The organism is Rhizobium sp. Pop5 (assembly GCF_024721175.1).
Classification (GTDB): domain Bacteria; phylum Pseudomonadota; class Alphaproteobacteria; order Rhizobiales; family Rhizobiaceae; genus Rhizobium.
The window spans coordinates 877191-898120 of the sequence record NZ_CP099402.1; the positions used below are offsets into that span (position 1 = coordinate 877191).

Consider the following 20930-nt stretch of genomic DNA (forward strand, 5'->3'; position numbering starts at 1 on the left):
GAATGCGATGGGATCAGCGAGTTGGCCGAGCCGGCGTGTAGCTGTAGTCATAGAACCCGCGTTGCGCCTTGCGCCCGAGCCAGCCGGCCTCGACATATTTGACCAGCAGCGGGCACGGACGGTATTTGCTATCGGCCAGCCCTTCGTGAAGGACCTGCATGATGGAAAGGCATGTGTCCAAACCGATGAAGTCGGCCAGTTCGAGCGGCCCCATCGGATGATTGGCGCCGAGTTTCATGCCGGTGTCTATGGCTTCAACGTTTCCGACACCCTCATAGAGCGTGTAGATCGCTTCGTTGATCATGGGGATGAGGACGCGGTTTACGATGAAAGCCGGAAAATCCTCGGAGACGGTGACGGTTTTGCCGATGGATTCGGCGAAATCCCTCGCTATAGCAAACGTCTCCTGATCCGTACCGATGCCGCGAACCAGCTCGACCAGCTTCATAACCGGTACCGGATTCATAAAGTGTATCCCTATGAAACGATGGGGCCTGTCGGTCGACGCGGCGAGCCGCGTTATGGAAAGCGACGATGTGTTCGTCGCCACGATCGCCTCGGGCTTCAGGACGGGGCAGACGCCCGTGAAGACCTTTCTCTTGACGTCTTCATTCTCGCTGACCGCTTCGACGACCAAATCGGCGCTCGCCAGATCCGAGAGTGAGAACGCTCCCTTTATTCGGGAGATCGCTTGCGCAGCCGCCTCGCCCGGCATTTTGCCGGATTCGACCTGCCGTTCGAAATATCCGGCACTTGCTTCGATGCTCGCTCGCACTCGATTGCCATCGAGGTCGTAGACCATTGCCTCGTACCCGTGTTTCGCCACGACTTCCGCGATGCCAGTCCCCATCTGGCCGGCGCCGATGACGGCGACGGTAGATATCTTATTCGCTATAGGCATGCTGCCTCTCGTTGATCCGGAGATTGAAGGACGATCTCTGCCAAACAGTTTATGGGGAATTAGAAGAACGCCTGGAGGCCCGTCTGAGCCCGGCCAAGGATCAGGGCGTGGACGTCGTGGGTGCCTTCATATGTGTTGACCGTTTCCAAGTTCTGGGCGTGGCGCATGACATGGTATTCGATCTGAATGCCGTTGCCGCCATGCATATCCCGGGCCTGCCGCGCGATATCCAGCGCCCTCCCGCAATTGTTGCGCTTGACGAGCGAGACCATCTCCGGGGCCATCTTGTGCTCATCCATCAGGCGGCCAACGCGAAGCGAACCTTGCAGTCCGAGCGTGATGTCGGTCATCATATCAGCGAGCTTCTTTTGATAAAGTTGCATCCCTGCAAGGGGTTTGCCGAACTGCTTACGGTCCAGACCATATTGACGAGCGCGGAACCAGCAGTCCTCGGCCGCTCCCATGACGCCCCAGGAGATGCCGTAGCGAGCCCGATTGAGACAGCCAAACGGCCCCTTGAGACCGGAAACGCCGGGCAAGAGCGCATCCTCGGTGATTTCGACGCCGTCCATCACGATTTCGCCCGTGATCGAGGCACGCAGCGAAAGCTTGCCGCCGATCTTCGGAGCCGAAAGGCCCTTCATGCCCTTTTCTAGAACGAAGCCGCGTATGTCGTTGTTGTGAGCCTCAGATTTTGCCCAGACGACGAAAACATCCGCAATCGGCGAGTTCGAGATCCACATCTTCGAGCCGCGCAGTCGGTAGCCGCCCTCGATCTTCTCGGCGCGGGTTTTCATACTGCTGGGGTCGGAGCCGGCATCAGGCTCGGTCAGGCCGAAACAGCCGATCAGCTCACCCGAGACGAGGCCCGGCAGATACTTCTTCTTCTGCTCGTCAGAGCCGTAGGCGAAGATCGGGTAGATGACCAGTGAGGATTGCACGCTCATCATTGAGCGATATCCGGAGTCGATACGTTCGACCTCGCGAGCTACAAGGCCATAAGCGACGTAGGATGCGTTCGCGGCCCCGTACTCTTCTGGCAGCGTTACACCGAGAAGGCCGGTCTGCCCCATCAACCTGAACAGCTCCGGATCGGTCGTTTCCTCGAGATAGGCGTCGTGGACGCGCGGCAAGAGTTCGGATTGTGCGAAAGCCGCAGCGGACTCGCGGATCATCCGTTCATCCTCGGTCAGCTGGTCATCGAGCAGAAAAGGGTCATTCCAAGAAAAGGCCAAGATCGTTATCCTCCCGTTGAGGTTTTTGGCAGTTCGATTTGATGAAATGAAAGCCGGTTTTCCGTCATCGGGAAAGCGAGGTTTACTCATCGGCCTATGAGCTGTAGTAATAGCCTATGGCAAACCTCTCGCGACGGCTCCTTCCCTCGACCTCCGCTCTCGCCGCTTTCGATTCCGTCGCGCGGCTCAGCACCTTCTCTGCCGCGGCCGAGGAGCTTTCCCTGACGCAGGGTGCCATCAGCCGGCAGATCGCCGCCCTGGAAGAACAGCTGGGCGTTCTACTCTTCGAGCGCACCAGCCGTGGTGTAATTCTCACGGAGGCCGGCGCCGATTATGCGCGGGCTATTGCCAGCGCTCTCGCGGAAATCCGTTCCGCCTCACTGCACGCCATGACAAAACAGCATAACGATCAGCTCAACCTGGCGATCTTGCCAACATTCGGCACACGCTGGCTGATGCCGCGCATTCCGCAGTTTGTCGCAAGACATCCGGAGATCACATTGAACTTCGCGACCCGCATAGGATTGTTCGATTTCGACCGCGACGACATCGATATGGCAATCTATATCGGCCAGCCTGACTGGCCAGGGGCGGAAAGCACATTTCTCATGGAGGAGATGGTGGCACCGGTCGCGTCCCCGTCTTTTCTCAGTTCGCATCCGATCTTGAAGGCCGAAGATCTGCTTCGCCTGCCGCTACTGCAGATGGCGTCCCGTCCGGGGGCCTGGGGCCATTTTTTCGAGAGCCTCGAGATCAGCGGCACCCCATCGCAGGCCATGCGGTTCGAACAGTTCAGCAACGTGGCCCAGGCCTGCATTGCCGGACTGGGGCTCGCATTGATGCCGCTTTTCCTCATCGACTCCGAGCTTGCGAATGGCCAGCTCGTCCAAGCCTTTCCGCATCAGGTCAAAAGCCCCAGCGCCTACTATGCGGTCGCGCCATTCAGCAGGAAGGACTTTCGTCCTGTCGCGGCGTTCCGCGCATGGCTGCTGGAAGAGGTGGCGCTTTACCAGAAAGGCGCTGCGGGCTAATCCGGGCCTATTCGACCGCTCGCTGATGTTCGATTGCAAGCGTCCTTGACTCTTCAGCCAAATCCTGCCAGTTTTATGCTAACGTTAGCATGAGGGATACGCAATTGGACCTTCAGGTGAGAAAAGCAGGCATGCCGGGAAGGCGTCTCACGGCCAGGGCCCTGGTGAAGGATGTTCGGCTGCTCGGCCGCCTGTTGTGCGACGCCATTGAAGCAAGCGACGGCAGGGAGGTCCGTGAGATCGTAGAACAGGTCCGGGCCCTTTCGGTGACCGGCCGCAGAAAGACCAGCCCCCGCCTGAACGAGAAGCTCGCCCCCTTCTGCGCAGACATGCCTCCCCGCACCCTCAAGCGCGTGATCCGCGCGTTCAGCCAGTTTTCCCAGCTCGTGAACATCGCCGAAGACGCTTACCAGGCCAGAGAGCAGCGCTTCAGCACAGCCAATGCCGAAGCTGCCATGCCGGGAACCATTGCCAGATCGCTTTCCGTTCTCGCCGCCGCAGGGGTCGAAGCGGAAGATATCCGCAAGCTGCTGTTTGAAGCGGTCGTCTCGCCTGTTTTCACAGCGCACCCGACCGAGGTCCGACGAAAGAGCATTATCGATATCGAGCAGGAGCTTGCCCGATGCTTGACCCGGCTCGATCAGGCCAGCCTGACCGCGCACGAGGCAGATCGATATCGGGAGGACTTGGAAAGAGCGACGACGACGCTTTGGCAAACGAATAGCTTGCGAGGTCGGCGACTGCAGGTCGTGGATGAAATCCTCAATGGCTTGTCCTATTACGACAGCACCATTTTTCGCGTTATCCCGGAAGTTTATGAAGCTCTCGAAAATCAGCTTCGAGCTTCGCCTTGGAGCTTCGGTCAAGAGGCGCTGCCGCCGTTCCTGCGCATGGGTTCGTGGATCGGCGGCGACCGCGATGGCAACCCCTATGTCAACGGCGAGACCCTGAGGGAGGCGCTCCGGCTGCAGAGTGAGAGGGTTTTTTCTTTCTATCTCGGCGAACTGCACAGCCTCGGAGCGGAACTTTCCTTGGATGATCGGTATGTGAAGGTCTCACGGGACCTTCGGCGCCTCGCGACCGACTCTCCCGATCGATCGCAGCAGCGCCGGCACGAGCCATATCGCCTGGCGATCTCGGGTATCTATGCTCGCCTGGCGGCCACGGCCCGCATATTCGGCAGCACGGAGCTGGTTCGCGAACCGGTAGCGGCCGCCCCCTGCTACCAGAGCCCCACAGAATTCGCCGAAGACCTGGCGACAATCAGCAAATCCCTGAAAGCCAATGGTGCAGAAAAGATCGCCGCTGGAAAACTGCGCAGCCTCCAGCGCGCCGTAGGCGTCTTCGGCTTTCATCTCGTCAGCCTCGACTTGAGACAGAATTCCGAGGTTCATCAGCGAGTCGTTCATGAGCTTTTCGAGAACGTGCGCCCCGGCACAGGTTATGAGGCGCTCGCCGAGAGCGAGCGGATCCGCCTGCTCACCGACGAACTCCGGTCTTCCCAGTTGCTGGTTACACCGCTCAAGACCTATTCGGCCGAGACGACCTCGGAGCTTTCCGTTCTGCGTGGAGCCGCCGAAGCCCATAAGCACTATGGCCGCGCCAGCATCCCGAATTACATCATCTCGAAGGCGGCAAGCCCTTCCGACCTTCTGGAGGTCATGGTCCTGTTCCGGGAGGCGGGGCTGTTCCGGCCCGATGAGCCAGAAGCGGCGTCAGTCAACATCATACCGCTTTTCGAGACAATCTCGGATCTTCGCCGGTCGCATGACGGTATGCAGACGGTTTTGGCCATCGAAACCTATCGGGCATACCTGAGGGCACTCGGCGGCAAACAGGAAATCATGCTCGGCTATTCCGACAGCAACAAGGATGGCGGTTATCTGACCTCGGGATGGGAGCTTTATAAGGCTGAGATGGCCTTCATTCAGCTCTTCGAGCGTGAAGGCATTCGCCTCAGCCTGTTTCACGGCCGCGGCGGTTCCGTCGGCCGCGGCGGCGGCCCAAGCTATGAAGCCATCACCGCCCTGCCCCCTGGCGCGGTTGCCGGATCGATCCGGCTGACGGAGCAAGGTGAAGTCATTGCGGCGAAATATTCCAACCCGGCACTCGGCCGCCGAAATCTCGAGCTTCTTATCGCCGCGACGCTGGAAGCGTCCTTGCTGCCTTCCGACGCACAAGAGCAGGATCCCAAATTTTTTGACGCCATGGAGGAACTGTCCGCCCTGGCTTTTGCCGCCTATCGCTCTCTGGTTTATGAGACCGAGGGGTTTGAACAGTTTTTCTGGGAAGCCACGATCATTGGCGAAATCGCCAAGCTGAATATTGGCAGCCGCCCAGCCTCACGCAGTTCGTCACGCCGCATCGAAGATCTTCGTGCGATACCCTGGGTGTTCGGCTGGTCGCAGAGCCGCATCATGTTGCCGGGCTGGTTTGGATTTGGCTCGGCCGTCAGACAGTGGCTGGCCAGACATCCCGATGGATTGCAAACCCTTCAAAGGATGTATCGGGACTGGCCTTTCTTCCAGACGCTGATTGCGAACATGGAGATGGTGCTGGCCAAAACCAACATGGCGATCGCGGCACGGTACGTGGACCTTGCCCCCGACGCTCCCGGCCATGAGAAAATCTTCGCGCGCATAAGAGACGAATGGGAAGCGACGACGGCCGCACTCTACGGCATCACGGATCAGGCTTCGCTGCTGGAGAACAATCCGGCGCTGAAACAGTCGATCCATCATCGCTTTCCCTGCCTCGATCCGCTGAACCACATGCAGATCGACCTTCTTCGCCGCCACCGTGCCGGCGAACGCGACCAGGACACGGAAGAGGCGCTGCATCTGACCATCAATGGCATTGCCGCGGGGCTGCGAAACAGCGGGTAGCAAAGCGCCAATACGGATGGCCTAAGCCTATTTTTCTTGACCTCGGCGAAAACATTGCGCTAACGTTTGCACAACTGGGAGGAAATCATGACACGGACCGTGCTGTTGACGGACTATGCCTGGCCGGATGACAAGGTGGAGCGCGAGGTGATCGAGAGGGCCGGTTTCACCCTCGTCAGCGGCCCTGCCGAACCCTCGCCCTCTGCCGAGATCGACGCTTTGGCGGCAGAGCATCGGCCGGACGCGATCCTGACCTGCTGGGCTCAGGTCAGCGAGACGGCAATCGCTGCGTCTCCCAATCTCAAGATCGTCGCTCGCCTCGGAGTCGGCCTTGACAATATCGCTGTCGATGCGGCGACGGAGCGGGGAATTTGGGTCACGAACGTTCCCGACTATTGCGTTGCAGAAGTGTCCGACCATGCCGTCGGTTTTGCAATTGCCTGGGCTCGTGGCCTGATCCACTTTGATCGCGACGTTCGTCAAGGACGCTGGGATCCCGCTTCGGCAAATCTCCGCAGGCTTTCGGAGTTGACCTGCGGCATCGTCGGCTTTGGTCGCATCGGTCGCGCGACGGCGGCAAAAATGCAGGCGCTCGGATGCCGGGTGGTTGCACACGATCCTTATGCCTCGAATGTCCCTGCCGATGTGGAGCTTGCCGAGTTCGACACGCTTCTGGCCAGGAGCGATATCATCATTATCCACGCGCCGCTTTCACCTGCGACGCGCCATCTGATCAACAAGGACGCCATCTCTAGGATGCGTCGTGGAAGCCTGCTGATCAACGTCAGCCGAGGCGGCGTCGTCGATACTGCCGCTGTGATCGAAGGCTTGGACTCCGGCATTCTGAGCGGGGTCGGCCTGGATGTGCTCGAGGATGAACCACACGTTCCACCGGAGCTGATCGCTCACCCCGGCGCGATGATCACCCCGCATGTCGCCTTCTCCTCGGATGCTTCGCTGATCGAGCTGCGCCGCCGGGCAGCAGAGGAGGTCGTCCGGGTTCTCTCCGGAGAGATGCCTGAACAAGCCCGCAACAGCCCCCGCCGCTAACGCCGCAAGGACACTCTATTCATGTCTGTAGCCGAGACGACGACTTTCGACGATTTCTTGCTGAAGAGCGGTTTGAAGAGCGCTTCCGAGGAAGCGATCTACAAGCCCCTGACGGGGGGTGTTTCCTCGGATATCTACCGTGTGGAGCTTCCCGGCCGGCTTATCTGTGTGAAACGCGCACTTCCCAAGCTTAAGGTCACTGCCGATTGGCAGGCGCCGGTGTCGAGAAATGTCTACGAATGGAACTGGATTTCCTTCGTCGCGCAGCATTTTCCTTCCGCCGTTCCGAAGCCTCTCGCGCACGACGCGTCGTCCGGTGTTTTCGCAATGGAGTTTCTCGCCGGCGACGAGTACCCACTCTGGAAGACCAAGCTGCTTCACGGGAGCGTTGACCGAAAGGCGGCAGAGGCAACGGGCCAGCGGATGGGACAGATCCATTCCGTCAGTGCCCGGACATCAGGGTTGCCGGAAAAGTTCGACTCCGGACCGAACTTCTACGCTCTCCGGCTTGAGCCATACCTGGTGGCGACTGCCGCCAAACACCCTTTCGTCGGTGATCGTCTTGCAGAACTGGTTCGGCGCACGGCCGAAACCAAGCTGGCGCTGGTCCACGGCGACGTCAGCCCGAAGAACATTCTGCTGGGGAAGAACGGCCCCGTGTTCCTGGATGCCGAATGCGCCTGGTTCGGCGATCCGGCCTTCGACCTGGCCTTCTGCCTCAACCATCTGTTGTTGAAGAAGATCGTTATTGGAAAGGCGGCATCCGAGCTCGCATCGTCCTTCGCAGCTTTGACGGCAGCCTACATGGATCAGGTCGACTGGGAGGATCGGGACGCCCTCGAGGCGCGGGCCGCAGGCTTGCTGCCCGCCCTCCTCCTCGCCCGGATCGACGGCAAATCGCCCGTCGAATATATCACCGACGAATGTCAGCGCGAAACTGTCCGCAAAGTCGCCATCCCGCTGATCGTGTCGCCTCGGCAAAAGCTCGTTGACGTGGCACAAGCCTGGTTTCCATAACGGACCCCACGCCGCCAGGCAGCGGAATATTCTTTGCCGCTACTACCCCCGACTGCCGCGGGTCCTTATGGAATGGGTCAGAAGCGCGAATTCATGGCATCACTGCAAAGCCGAGGATAACATTCTCAAAGCCGTGATCGCGCGTCGCATCGGCCGGCCGACCAGGATACGCCCGCTGGATTTCGTCTGTCAGATGAGCCTTAGTGAATGAGAGCGCAAAAGCCATCGCGCTGTTTTCCGCGATGGCGATGAGACGTTGCATCTGCCTCAGCTCAGAACCGAGCGACCCAGCTTTCGAATGCAACCAGGAAGCTCTCGATAAACTTCTGGGTTCCTTCGTTGAGGAATATGCCGTGATCACCGACCAATTTGTCGGCCGTGCTGAGGTAAACTTCAGGCTGCGGCATGGTCGGCACATTGATGTTGGTCAGGATAACCCTGAGCTGAAGTGCTGCAGCGGCAGCGCCAATGAGACCCGGAGAAGCCCCGGCCACCGCACCGGGTTTGTGATCCCACACGCTTTTGCCGAACGGCCGGGAACCGATTTCGATCGCATTCTTCAAGACCGCGGGTACGGATCTATTGTATTCCGGCGTCACGAAGATCGCGCCGTCGCAAGCCTTGATGCGCTCGCGAAAGGACGTCCACTCCGCAGGCGGCGTGTCCGTCTCCAAGTCCTGATTATAGAGCGGAAGATCGCCGATCGGTACGATTTCCAGGTTCAGTTGATCAGGCGCCACTTTCTGCATTGCACGGGCGAGCTTCAGGTTGATCGAAGCCTGACGAAGGCTTCCGACCAGGACCGCGATATCTTTCTTGGACATGTTCTCTCTTCTCGCGTGAGGAAGGCGCCGGCTATCGCCGGCGCCGGTCATTGTTACTGATAGGAGGCAGGGATCGGCGGAACGACCACGTAATTGCTGAAGCCGCCATCGCGCTCGCCAATCCCTGAAATGGCTTCGTTCACGCGCTCGAGCGGGTAGATCTTGTGCTCGAGATACGAAAGGTCGAGCACCCCGGTGCGGACCATGTCGGCCATTTCCTGCCCCTGGGCAGCGCTGAACCAGTTCGAGCCGATGAGCTGAACCTGTTCGTCCATCAGCCACTTTACGTCGACCGGAACATCTTCCGCGACGCCACCAACGACAACCACACGGCCGCCTCGGCGCACGCCGCGCATCGAGTCGACCACGGTCGCGGCGGGGGCTCTGGCACCCAGCGCACTGATAACGAAATCGACTCCCTCGCCGCCGGTCTGGGCCTTCGCCCATTCTCCCGTCGAGCCTTCGCCGAGCATGATCGTGTCAATGCGATCGGGAGCGATGGCCTTTATGCGATCCATCAGTTCCTTATTTCTGCCGGTGCCCAGAATCTTGGAGAGACCCATTGCAAGGGCAAGTTTGGTGGCCGCGACGCCGAGCGTACCGGTGATCCCGTCGATGAGGCAGACCTGGCCGGGTCCGGCCTGCGCATTCTTCAGCGCGCCATAGGATGTCCCGAGGTAACCGAAGCGACCTGCCTGTTCGAAGCTAAGATTATCCGGCAGGCATACGAGTGAATATTCCGGGGCCGTCATGTACTGGCTGAAGCCGCCATAGGGATAAAGATCAAAGATTCTTTGACCATCGCGGCTGGTGCTGAAGTAGCCGTTCAGGGTGTAGTAGCGGCATTGGCTGCGGTTGCCCGACCGGCACGCCTTGCAGGAACCGCAGGATCTGAGAGGGCTGACATAGACACGATCGCCAATTTTGACATTGGTGACCGCCTCGCCGACTTCGGCGACGACGCCGGCCGGGTCCAGGCCGAACACTGCCGGAAACTTCGGCAGCGGCTGGTGGGGGAACCAGGTCGGCCAATTGTTGATGACGTTGGCCATGTTGGGCACGATACCGCAGGCCCTGACCTGCACCAGGACGTCGTTGGGCCGGGGCGCGGGAACCGGAATTTCATCCAACGACATCGGCTGATGCAGAGCATGCAGCCGGGCGGCGATCATAGTTTTAACCATTAACTCCTCCATAGGGACATCGGTCGGACCGTGCCCGACCGAATGTATTTTTCAGTTTCAGACAGGGTGCGCGGCAGCGCCGAGCGGTTTCGTCAGAGGGCGGCCAGGAACTCCTTGCCGGCCGGTCGGAAGTCCGCAGGCCAGACAGTCACCCAATCCTTTCCTTGAACCTGCTTGAGTTTTGTCGATGGCTTCCCGGCATTAAACTTGCCGTCGAAAGTCCTTGGCCCAACGACCGTCTCGACGGAATTTGCGCGCAGCCACGCAGCCATTGCGGCATCGTCCAGCTTGCCTGCTCCCTCTGCTGCCGCTGTAAGGATTTGCCACGCAGCATATTCGACAGCGGCCTGATACTCGGCGTGCGGATAGGGAAAGCCCGCCGCCATCGCCTTGCTGTCATAAGCGGTTACGAACTCCTGAGCGCCGTGATTTTTGAGGAACGGCTCGTGCTCTTCAAACCAGGTGAGCGAGGTTAAGCTGTTCGCTTTGGGGTGCGCTGCGGTCGGGCCGGGTGCCGGGAACAAGTAGAATTGGTTCCTTGGCTGGTATTCGATCCGGCTCATGGCATCGAGAAGCTGCACGGCCTCCATGCCGATCGCACCGGACCACAACAGATCCGGATCAGCCGCTTTGATGCGGTTGGCGATGGCGCCGAAATCCTTGGTGCCGAATTCGTATTCAAGCTCCAGCACGTTCTTGATGCCACGCTTCTCGGCGACTTGCTGGCCGCCCTTGGCGATCGTCAGAGCCGACGGGAATTTGCTGGTGATGAATGCGATCGTCTTCGGAGGGGTCGGCAGGCTGGCATAGGCATCGAGAACGACCTCGGTGTCGGTCAACTGCGGCTCGGCCCCGATCGGAAGCGATGGGAACTGCAGCGGATACGGTGCGAGACTCGGGTCCCCCAGGCTGCTTTGAACAAGCATCTTCTTGAACCGGGCGGCGACGCCCATCGCTGCGATAATCGAGGATGTGCCATACGGCCCCATCAGCAGGTCGACCTTATCGGCCGTCACCAGGCGCTCATAGAGCGTTCGAGCATTGGCGGGCAGCGATTGGTCGTCGAGAAGGACGAACTCTATTTTTCGGCCGAGAATTCCGCCTTTGGCGTTGATCTGCTCGACGAACACCTCTGCCGCGAGCTTATGGATTGCGCCGACGCCCGCCAGCGGACCTGTCAACGGCAGCGTCCCGCCGACGCGGATCGGGCCCGCTTGCGCAAAAGCCCTCGGCATCGAACTGAACGCTGCCACGGCGGCGGCAGACCCGAGAAATGCACGTCTATTCAGTAAAATGGAATTGGCACTCATCTCATCCTCCCAAGTGCTTCCAGCACATCACCGCGCTCACGCCTGTCGTAGCGCGCCAGTCTCCTGCCATCCGCGATGCGACGGCAGGTCTCAGCTCTTAGCCAGCTCTTCTGCGTAGCGTTCCAGCGTCATAGGGTTCGGCATTTTCTCGGGATGCTTCAGCGGCACTCCGGTAAATTCGCTGGCCTCGAAGAACCATTTCGAGACGGCCGGCATCCCCCAATGCACATTGGTGCTAAGGGATGACGCGTCCCAACGAATGGGCTCCAATTCCGCGTCGATCGTGGTGTAGTGGCTGTTGAAGAACTCCACCCGATGTCCATCCGGATCGCGCAGATAGACGAACAGGACTCCCGATGGGCCATGGCGCCCGGGGCCGCGCTCGACGCTGTCTCCATATCCATAACGGCTGGCAAAGTCACACACCGCAAAGATATCGCTGCTTTCCCCAACCGTATAAGCAAAATGATGCAACTGCGGGCCGATCCCGGGCACCAATGCCAGGTCGAGGCAGACACCTTTGCGATACATGAAGTTCGCAATGAGATTGTCGCCTGCCGCGATATATTCGGACGTCCGGAAACCGAGTTCACCGTAGAACGCGCTTAGACCGAGCGGATCGGCAACCATGACCTGGCAATGGTCGAGGCCCTGGGCCCGGGCGCCACGATGTTCATGCACCTCGAGAAACTTGCGGGGATGGACGCTCATGCTGGAGCAAAGCTCGATGCGAGCGCCCGACGGATCGCTGACCAGCAGGGTCCGTCCCTGGTTTCGAACTTCGACCCATTCTGCCGGAAGCCCTTTCTCATCAAAGAAGACCTTGGCCTTGTCGAGGTCCTCCTCCAGAAATACCCGATATCCGATCCGCCTGCATGTCGGCCGCCCGCCGGCAGGCGCCAGGACGAGGCTGTGATGACAGGCTTCGGACAATCCGCGAAGGTATGAAACACCGTCCGCGAATTCCGTTTCGACGAGGCCGCCGACATTCACGTAGAAATCGCGGCTAAGCTCCACATCGTTGACTTCAAGCACGACGTGGCTGAAGCGCGTGATGTTGAAGGGAGGTTTCAAATTAACAGCCGGAAGCATGTCATCCTCGTTTGCGTTGCTAACGTTAGCATAAAATGGCCAGATCTTTTGTCAATGTTCGTTTTTGAGCGAGACCCGCCACCGGCCCCTCCAACGTCTAACCTGCCGCGGCAACCGCAGCCGGCTTTTCAGCCAAGTTCAGCGCCGACCAGCCAGCGAATGAAGCCTCTTTTCCAAGAGCCTCCTCGATCCGGAGTACCTCGTTCCACTTTGCCATGCGCTCGGAGCGCGAGAACGACCCGACCTTGAGCTGCCTGGCATCCCAGCCGACCGACAGATGGGCGATCGTCACATCTTCCGTCTCGCCGGACCTCGCCGAAACGATTGTCCGAAAGCCCGCCTTTTTGGCAGCCGAGAGCGCGTCGAACGTCTCTGTGATCGTGCCCGCCTGGTTCGGCTTGATCAGAACCGCATTGGCGCTTTTTTCCTTGATCGCTTCGGTAACCCGCGCCGCATTCGTGACAAAGAAGTCGTCGCCGATGATCTGGCAACTGGAGCCGTAGCGGGCGGTAAATTCCTTGAAACCATCAGGGTCGTCCTCGGCGAGCGGATCCTCGATCGAGACGATCGGATATGCCTTCAACCAGCCGCCAAGCATGTCGATCATCTTGGCCGTATCGAGCTGCCGGTCTTCAAGCGCAAGCGAATACTTGCCCTTACGGCCGAATTCGGAAGCCGCAATGTCGAGCGATATCGCAACTTCGGCGCCTGGCTTCAGGCCCGCTGCCTCGATCGAACGCACCAGGGCATCGAGCGCCTCTTCATTACTGGTGAAGGCTGGCCAGTAGCCTCCCTCGTCCGCCACGCCCTGGAGCTTGCCGGCACGTTTCATAAGTTCACCGGCGGCGCGGTAGACTTCAGCGGTCCACTCCAAGGCCTCCGAGAATGTCGAGGCGGCAGGGCACATGATCATGAAATCCTGGACGTCGACACGACGCGCTGCGTGCGCTCCGCCGCCGAAAATCTGGATCTCCGGCAGCGGCATGGTAATTCCCTTGTTGGTGCCTGCAAGATGCCGCCAGATCGGTTGATCGGCCGCCGCCGCTGCGGCGTGAAGCAGCGCCATCGACGTCGCGACAGATGCATTTCCACCCAGTCTGCTCCGGTTCTTAGTGCCGTCAAGCTCGATGATGGCATGATCCAGTTCGGCTTGATGCCTGGCATCCCGGCCAACCAGCAGTTTAGCGATCTCGCCGTTGACGGCAGTCAGGGCCTTGTTGATGCCCAGGCCGGCAAGGGCGCTGCCGCCGTCACGAAGATCGAGCGCTTCGCCGGTCCCAGTCGATGCGCCGGCGGGTGCGATGGCCCGGCCGATGGCACCGGAGACCAGCTCGATTTCTACCTCAACGGTCGGCCTGCCACGGGAATCCCAGACGCGACGGCCCTGCACTTTTCGAATTTCGGTGTTCATCATGTTCAGCTGGTCCACAAAGTCAGGTTGAAATTTTGGATCATCGAGGCTCACAGGCCGTCATCGTAATCCGTCGTATCGGGGGTCCGTGCGCCAACGAGCACCACGGCGATGGTTGCCGGTCTGTCGCTTTTGTTTCGCCAGGCATGACGCGTTCCGTTCTGTACGAAGGTGTCGAACTGGCTCAAGCGGGTCTCATTGGCGTCGTCGAGCTCCATCCAGATCTCGCCGTCGAGCACGATGCCATAATCGACGGTCGGCGTTTGATGTTTGCCATCCGGCTCGAAACGTTCGGCCAAACCGGGACTGACCGCCAAATTTTCTGCCATAGCCGCCGGGCCATTGAAATCCGGAGACATGAAAACAGCATCCGGTGGGAACGTTAGCACGAGGAAACGCGTTTCGCCGGGCTCCGGGACGAAGCTTGTCACCTGCGAAGTAGGATCGGTTCCGTCGAATGGAACGGCCGTCGAAGCCGATGTCGACCAGATCATTCGCGACACCAATCCAGGGACCGTTTTGAATATATCAGTGCGCGGCACGGCACCGTCCTCAGCGAACCGGGCAGCACCCTTATTGCCGTGCTCGGTCACGACTCGCCTGATATGCACGGGAACTCTTCTGCTCGAAGTTTCAGATGCCAAGATAGGCCTCCCTGATGCTCGGATCGTTGATGAGGACCTCAGGCGCTCCGGAGGCCGTCACACGGCCCTGCTCGATCACGTAGGCCTGATGGGCTATTTCAAGCGCCTTGTTCACGTTCTGCTCGACGAGCAGCACGGCTACGCCACGCTCGTTGATCATCTGGATGATTTCGAACATCTCGCCGACGATCAACGGCGACAGCCCGAGCGACGGCTCGTCCATGAGCAGCACGCGCGGCTTGGCCATCAGGCCACGGCCGATCGCAACCATCTGCTGCTGCCCGCCCGACAAGGAGCCAGCCAATGAAGCCTGGCGCTCCTGCAAAACAGGGAAAAGCTGAAACACCTCAGCGAGCGTGGCGTCGCGCTCCGCACGAGCGAGCGAGCGGTAGGCACCGAGCAGCAGGTTATCGAGGACCGTCATCGCGGTGAAGAGACGGCGCCCTTCCGGGACCACCGCTATGCCGTAGTCGCAGACCCGGTGGCTCGGCACTTTGGAAACGTCGTTACCTTCGATAACGATCTTTCCTTTGTGCGGGCGAAGAATGCCGGCAATGGCGTTTACCAGCGTGCTCTTGCCTGCGCCATTCGGGCCGACGACCGAAACGATCTCGCCTGGCCTTACACTAATGGACAGGTCCCACAGAGCGATCGCATCTCCGTAGCCGACCTCGATCTTATCGACCTCAAGCAGCATGACTGCCTCCCAGATATACGCTGACCACTGCCGGATCCCGCATCGTTTCGCTTGGATGTCCAAGTGCCAGAACTTTGCCCTGATCAAGCACCGCGACACGGTCTGCCAGCGCGACAACCGCCCGCATGAGATGTTCGACGAAGATAATCGTCGTACCGCCGGCCTTTATCCGCTTGATCATTTCGACCGCGTGGTCGACCTCGGCCGGATTCAAGCCGCAAAGCACCTCGTCGAGCAGGAGCAGCCGCGGTTTTGCAGCCAGCGCCCTGGCGAATTCGACAAACTTTCGGTCATGCAGGTTCAATGCGTCGGGCAGAACGTTGGCCTTGTCGGCCAGGCCCGTGAAGGCGAGCGCCTCCCTGGCGACTGCATCGGCCGCTGCCGCGCCCATGCCATCCGCACTGCCGAATTTCGCGCAGAGCTCAACGTTTTCCAGCACGGTCAAATTGTCGAACAAACGCGGGATCTGGTAAGTCCGTGCCACGCCCTGCTGCGCGATCCAGTGCGGTGATCGATCGGAAATCTCCTCGCCCTCCAGTGTGATCCTACCGGAGGTCATGGCGTAGTGGCCGCTAATCATGTTGATCAGTGTGGATTTGCCGGAGCCATTCGGACCAACCAGGGCCAGGATTTCACCCCGCCAGACGTCCAGGCTCACGCCGGTCAAGGCGCGGATCCCACCAAAGGATTTGGTGACGTCCTCGCATTTGAGAAGCACCGGATCGGAACCTGCCGCGGCTGATGGGGCAAGCTCGGTAACGGCCTGGGCAGCCGCCTCGCCTGCGCCAATCCCGCTGCGCTTGCCGGCGAACCTGCGAATGAGGCTGGGAACGATGCCTGACGGCAGCACCAGGATGACGACGATCAGCGCAAGAGCTACGCCCGCACGGCCGAATTCCGCATGAGCGCCACTGACGATAGCGCTCTGCAGCACGGTGATCATGACCGCGCCGATGGCAGGTCCTGCCCAATGGCGAGCACCGCCAAGAATGCTCATGAGCACGACATAGAGGGGCACGGTCACAGCAAATGTCTCGCCAACCGTGACGTATCCGACATATACGGCGTGGATCGCACCCATTGCGCCGGCAAGCGCCGACGAGACGGCAAACGAGATCAGCTTATAGCGGAACGTCGGAACGCCCTTCACCTCTGCGACGTCTTCATCGTCGTGGATTGCCAGCAAGCCCTGACCAAATTTGCTGTGAAAGATGAAGTATGAGGTCGCCAGCGCCGCAAGAGCCGCGATAAGCCCGAATATGTAGAGGGAGCCGGACGCCGTCGCGCCAATCATCGGGATTTCGATCCCCGAGAGGAAGACGCCTGTGCCGGAGTCAAGGGAGGTGTTCGACACTACGGCCGCGATGACAAACGTCACCGAAAGCGTCAGCAGCGCGAAGAATTCGCCGCGCAGAGCGCCTGAGCGAAAGACGACCAAGCCAATCAGGACGGCGACTGCGGCCGCCAGCAGGGCCGCAGCAGGGATCGTGGCGACGAAAGGCCAGGACAACTGCGTCGTCAGCGTGGCCGTCGTATAGACGCCAATCCCGAAGAATGCGGCGTGACCAAAACTCCAGTAGCCGGTGTAACCGCTGAGGATGCCCCAGCTCGTTGCCAGCACGACCCAGAAGAAGATGATGTACAGGTAGGAAAGGTAGTAATCCGCCATCCCCAGATAAGGCAGCGAGGCCAAAACCGCCACGATCGGCGCTGTGATGAGAAGCTTTTTCATGGTCAAATCACCGGTTTGCGCAGAAGGATGACGATGAGCACGCTGAATGCCACGAGCGGCGCCCAAGCGGGATTGACGACGGACATGGTAAGGCTCTCGGCCACGCCGATCAGTACTCCGGCACCCAGTGCTCCGATGGGGCTGCCCAATCCGCCAATGATGGCGACGGCAAATACGACCCCGATCCAGGCCTCGATTTGAGATGGAGCCAAAGTTCCGATCAGGGCGATGAAGACGCCGGCGATCCCGGCTGTCGCCGAGCAAAGGCCAGCCAGAATATATGACACGCGCGTGGCATTGATTCCGAAAGCCGACGCGACGGGGGCGTCATGGGCAGCGGCACGCAGCGCCTTGCCGAGCATCGTCCTGTTCAACGCGTACCAGGCGCCTCCAGCAAGCACGCCGGCGCAGACAAAGGCCGAAAGCTCCAGCACGGGCACGAAGATCGGACCGAGACGGATGGTAGCCTGGGCATAGGGTGTTTCGTAACGGAGGAAGTCGGCCGACCAGATCCATTGGATCAGCGACTCGATCAGGATGGTGACGCCGAACGTCACCAGCAGAGAGGCGAACTCCTTCACCTTGAAGCGCACGAACACGCTGTGCAAGGCAACGCCGAGCGCAAAGAACAGCGGAGCGATCAGAAGAGCGCTCAAGAATGCCGGAACGCCATAAACGGTGCCGAGCTGGTAGGTCAGGTAAGCGCCAAGGAACGCCAGCGCGAAGTGGCTGAGATTCACCAGCTTCAACAGGCCCCAGCTCAGGCTGAGACCCATCGCCAGCAGGCCATAGATCCCGCCCAACAGGACGCCGCCGACAGCGGATTGCAAGAAGAGAGCGGCGGTCATCGGCATCCGCGTCCTGCTGACGTGATGACCGATGCCAGGAATACCAGAACATCCATACGTTATGCCTCCTCCCGTTTGCGCTAACGTTCGCACAGCATTCGTCCCACAGCACGACCCTCATGTCAACGGCTTTGGAGACGTTAAGTGGCGCCCAAGCTCCTCCGCGACCGCAGCGGCGCTGGCGCGGCGATCCCCGCAACAGGATTAATCGCCTGAAATATTTCTATTTTTATACAGTAACCGGTCATTGCGCCCTAACGTCACGGGCAAAAATTAAATCATTGCTACTTAAACGGTATGGAAAGTTTGACATCTGCGACGTCAATGCTATCGTTGGCCAAATCGATCATTCGAGCCAGAGCACAATGGTAACAATTAAAGACATAGCCGCGGTACTTCAAGTTTCCCCTTCGACCGTGGGGCGCGCTCTTGCCGACGATCGCCGCATCAGCGCCGAGATGAAGCGAAAGGTGAACGAAGCGGCAGCTCAAGCGGGCTACGTTGCCAATCGCGCCGCACGGATGATGCGCGGCGTTCAGAGTAATCTCGTCGGACTGATCGTCCCAGATATCAGGAACAGCTTTTATTCAACGATCGCCCATGCTCTCTCGCGCTGCCTTCTGTCGGCGAATTACCAACTGACTTTGTGTGAAACCGACGACGATCGCATGCATGAGCTTCGCCACATCAAGGAACTGACGAGTGTGAACGTCGCCGGGATCATTCTCGTCCCGAGCGCCAAGCCTCATCCCGATTCTGCGCGAATCCTGAAGATGACGCCTCATATCCAATTGCTGCGAAAGGCGCCGCTGCTCGGCGATCAATGGTTTGGGATTGATGACAGACGGGCGCTTTACGAGAGCACTGAACATATCATCAACGAAGGTCACAAACGGATTGCTTATATCGGCGGCACGGAAGAACTGCCCACCGGCGCGGCTCGCGTGCAGGGTTTCCGGGACGCCGTAAGAAACTCTGGCCAAACGATCGTCGTTCATGAGGAACTGGGGGCGCCCTCCTCGCCCGAATTCGGACGGGAGGCGGTGCGGCGCCTTCTCTCCCTGAAGGATCGACCGACGGCGCTCGTGATCGGTGCGGTCCAAAACACCTCCGGCGTCATCGATGAAATCCAGGACCAGGCTTTGAGCGTTCCCCGAGACATTTCGGTCATCGGGTTCGGCGATGAACTTGGATATCGGTGGTGGGGTCCGGGACTGACGACAGTCCAATTGCCTGTTTCGGAGTTGGCAACCGCTTGCGGGCTTTGGTTCCTGCACCACCTTCAGAACAAGGGTGACCTCAGCAAACCCTACAGCTTCATTTCCCCTCCCCAATTGGTCATTCGCGGCAGCACGGGCGCTCCATAACCCGGTGACGCCTGCTCAATAGCGGAGAGGTGCACGTCTCACGCAACGCGCACCTCTCTTGTTTGGCCGCGATTCATCCGCCAGCCGAGGGCAAGACGCTGATAGCTCCGGATTGCGAAGATGAGCCGCCGCCGAAATCATGTAGCGAGCCAGCGAGGCCAAAAGCGCCCCGCTGACCGACCCATCATCGATACCCCTCTTCGAGATCGATCTTCAGCGCGCCCATCAGACGAACACCGGAGTTATACCAAGCAACGTTGATCGCGAGCTCGACAAGCTGCTTTTCCGTCAAAAACCTCGCCAGGTCTTTCCATGCCTCGTCGGAAACATCGACGTTGAGCGTCGACTCCTTGGCAAACGCCATCACGGCCTTTTCCTGTTCGTCAAAAAGCTCGGAAGTTTCGAAGTTCGGTATTGCGTGAAATTGCTCTTCCGACAGTCCGGCCTTGAGGCCATGAGAATGATGGTGCTTCACCTCGTATTCCGAATTTGTGCAATAGCCGACCGTAAGGATGGCCATTTCTCTCAGCTTGGGGCTGAGATCGGCTGCACGCACGGCATTTGCGTAGGTCAGGAAGTCGTTGAGGATCGCCGGCGCATTGGCAAGCGCAAGGAAGATGTTTCCCGTCGGAACTTTCCTTTCGTTCAGCAGGCGCGCGTTGAGCGCCGGCTCCGTTTCGGCCAGCTCCGAATTCGAGACGTATCTTACTCGTGCCATTTCTCCACCCTCAATTTGCCGTCGTAGATCGACTTGCCCAATCGTCCAGGCAAGTGCCGTGACCAAGGTCAAGTGCTAACGTTTGCATTGATAGCATTCCGAAATATGAGGTCAACCAAAATCTTTCCGGATGCGAAATTAGGCCCGATGAGAAGCGGCGACGACAGGATTTTTCAAGATGCCGATGCCGGGAATTTCGACTTCGAGCTCGTCGCCTAGCTGGATCGGGCCAACCCCGGCCGGCGTGCCGGTCATGATCACATCGCCTGGCAGAAGCGTCATGAAGCGGCTGAGATAAGCAACGATGTCGGCCACCGAGTAAACCAGATCTCGCGTGTTTCCCGACTGTTTGACCATCCCGTTTTGACGAAGGATGACGTCCAAATCGGTCGGATCAAGATCGGTTACGATGGCCGGACCCATCGGGGCAAAGGTATCGTAGCCCTTGCCTGCCAACAGGCAGCCGAATTTGCTTTCCTGGCGCTGAATGATGCGATCGCTGATATCGTTGCCGCATGTGTAGCCAAGGACGTGCTGCAGGGCATCTTCCTTGCTGATGTGGCGTCCGCCCTTGCCGATGATGGCGACAAGTTCAGCTTCATAATGCACGATTTCACCGTCGCACGGATATTCGATGGCATCTCCGTTTCCGCTCGCTGCCGTGCTGGGTTTCATGAACAGAACGGGCAGCGTCGGCTGCTCCTTTCCGGATTCACTGGTGTGCTCTCGGTAATTGTAGGCAACCCCAAAGATCCGGGGTCGATCGACCGGGCATAGCAGTTGGATATCCGAGAGCGGATCCACCTCGCCGGTCCGCTCGATAATCTGGAACGGATCACCAGCGATCCGTTCGATCCTGTCTTCACTTTCGACCCCGTAGTAAATTCCATCGGCTGCCTGGTAGCGTACAATCTTCATCTTGGTCTCCATTCTTGCTAACGTTAGCGCATCCGGCAGGGTTTCGTCAACGCATCTCCTCTCCCG

At 59.4% G+C, this 20930-nt stretch carries 19 protein-coding genes; 5 read left to right on the forward strand and 14 right to left on the reverse strand.

The window, feature by feature from the left end; translation table 11 throughout:
* Positions 1-13: 13 nt before the first annotated feature.
* Both NE852_RS32220 and NE852_RS32225 read right to left on the reverse strand, forming a co-directional pair.
* Positions 14-901 (reverse strand): 3-hydroxybutyryl-CoA dehydrogenase, encoded by an 888-nt coding sequence (locus tag NE852_RS32220; protein ID WP_008532875.1) that lies wholly within the window; start codon positions 899-901, stop codon positions 14-16.
* A 59-nt stretch (positions 902-960) separates the two neighbouring features.
* On the reverse strand, positions 961-2136 hold the full coding sequence (locus tag NE852_RS32225; RefSeq protein ID WP_008532874.1) for an acyl-CoA dehydrogenase: 1176 nt from the start codon (positions 2134-2136) through the stop codon (positions 961-963).
* A gap of 116 nt (positions 2137-2252) precedes the next feature.
* Here NE852_RS32225 and NE852_RS32230 point away from each other — a divergent pair, with 116 nt between their 5' ends.
* From NE852_RS32230 to NE852_RS32245, 4 genes are all read left to right on the forward strand, one after another.
* Positions 2253-3167 (forward strand): LysR family transcriptional regulator, encoded by a 915-nt coding sequence (locus tag NE852_RS32230; protein WP_008532873.1) that lies wholly within the window; start codon positions 2253-2255, stop codon positions 3165-3167.
* A gap of 131 nt (positions 3168-3298) precedes the next feature.
* Positions 3299-6052: a phosphoenolpyruvate carboxylase gene (ppc, locus tag NE852_RS32235; protein WP_258157073.1), complete on the forward strand. Its 2754-nt coding sequence runs from the start codon at positions 3299-3301 to the stop codon at positions 6050-6052.
* Positions 6053-6139: 87 nt separating this feature from the next.
* A complete protein-coding gene (locus tag NE852_RS32240) occupies positions 6140-7102 on the forward strand; it encodes a C-terminal binding protein (protein WP_258157074.1) in 963 nt (320 codons plus the stop codon).
* 21 nt (positions 7103-7123) lie between these two features.
* Positions 7124-8119, forward strand: coding sequence for a phosphotransferase family protein (locus NE852_RS32245; protein WP_008532861.1), 996 nt, complete (start codon positions 7124-7126; stop codon positions 8117-8119).
* 91 nt (positions 8120-8210) lie between these two features.
* Here the strand turns inward: NE852_RS32245 and NE852_RS32250 are convergent, their stop codons facing one another.
* The 10 genes from NE852_RS32250 to NE852_RS32295 all read right to left on the reverse strand — a co-directional run bounded on the left by NE852_RS32250 (position 8211) and on the right by NE852_RS32295 (position 17867).
* On the reverse strand, positions 8211-8381 hold the full coding sequence (locus NE852_RS32250; RefSeq protein WP_164841447.1) for a hypothetical protein: 171 nt from the start codon (positions 8379-8381) through the stop codon (positions 8211-8213).
* Positions 8382-8391: 10 nt separating this feature from the next.
* Positions 8392-8943 carry an NADPH-dependent FMN reductase gene (locus NE852_RS32255; protein WP_008532860.1) on the reverse strand — a complete coding sequence of 184 codons (552 nt, stop codon included), beginning with the start codon at positions 8941-8943 and terminating at the stop codon, positions 8392-8394.
* 53 nt (positions 8944-8996) lie between these two features.
* On the reverse strand, positions 8997-10115 hold the full coding sequence (locus NE852_RS32260; protein ID WP_258157075.1) for an alcohol dehydrogenase catalytic domain-containing protein: 1119 nt from the start codon (positions 10113-10115) through the stop codon (positions 8997-8999).
* Between the two features lie 104 nt (positions 10116-10219).
* On the reverse strand, positions 10220-11437 hold the full coding sequence (locus NE852_RS32265; RefSeq protein ID WP_008532858.1) for an amino acid ABC transporter substrate-binding protein: 1218 nt from the start codon (positions 11435-11437) through the stop codon (positions 10220-10222).
* A gap of 90 nt (positions 11438-11527) precedes the next feature.
* A complete protein-coding gene (locus NE852_RS32270) occupies positions 11528-12529 on the reverse strand; it encodes a VOC family protein (protein WP_008532856.1) in 1002 nt (333 codons plus the stop codon).
* 97 nt (positions 12530-12626) lie between these two features.
* Entirely contained in the window at positions 12627-13943 is a 1317-nt protein-coding gene (gene eno, locus NE852_RS32275; protein ID WP_037174214.1) for a phosphopyruvate hydratase, read from the reverse strand.
* Positions 13944-13990: 47 nt separating this feature from the next.
* Complete coding sequence (locus tag NE852_RS32825; RefSeq protein WP_037174193.1) at positions 13991-14584, reverse strand: cupin domain-containing protein; 594 nt, start codon at positions 14582-14584, stop codon at positions 13991-13993.
* Positions 14574-15281, reverse strand: coding sequence for an ABC transporter ATP-binding protein (locus NE852_RS32285; protein WP_008532851.1), 708 nt, complete (start codon positions 15279-15281; stop codon positions 14574-14576). Before NE852_RS32285 ends, NE852_RS32825 begins: the two co-directional genes overlap by 11 nt.
* Positions 15271-17013 carry a branched-chain amino acid ABC transporter ATP-binding protein/permease gene (locus NE852_RS32290; protein ID WP_037174189.1) on the reverse strand — a complete coding sequence of 581 codons (1743 nt, stop codon included), beginning with the start codon at positions 17011-17013 and terminating at the stop codon, positions 15271-15273. Before NE852_RS32290 ends, NE852_RS32285 begins: the two co-directional genes overlap by 11 nt.
* A gap of 2 nt (positions 17014-17015) precedes the next feature.
* A complete protein-coding gene (locus NE852_RS32295) occupies positions 17016-17867 on the reverse strand; it encodes a branched-chain amino acid ABC transporter permease (protein WP_008532849.1) in 852 nt (283 codons plus the stop codon).
* A 359-nt stretch (positions 17868-18226) separates the two neighbouring features.
* On the opposite strand from NE852_RS32295, the gene NE852_RS32300 reads away from it, so the two are divergent.
* Positions 18227-19228 carry a LacI family DNA-binding transcriptional regulator gene (locus NE852_RS32300; protein ID WP_037174212.1) on the forward strand — a complete coding sequence of 334 codons (1002 nt, stop codon included), beginning with the start codon at positions 18227-18229 and terminating at the stop codon, positions 19226-19228.
* A 184-nt stretch (positions 19229-19412) separates the two neighbouring features.
* On the opposite strand, the gene NE852_RS32305 is transcribed toward NE852_RS32300, so the two are convergent.
* Positions 19413-19946 (reverse strand): carboxymuconolactone decarboxylase family protein, encoded by a 534-nt coding sequence (locus NE852_RS32305; protein ID WP_008532847.1) that lies wholly within the window; start codon positions 19944-19946, stop codon positions 19413-19415.
* 138 nt (positions 19947-20084) lie between these two features.
* Complete coding sequence (locus tag NE852_RS32310) at positions 20085-20864, reverse strand: fumarylacetoacetate hydrolase family protein (RefSeq protein ID WP_037174186.1); 780 nt, start codon at positions 20862-20864, stop codon at positions 20085-20087.
* Positions 20865-20930 lie beyond the last annotated feature (66 nt).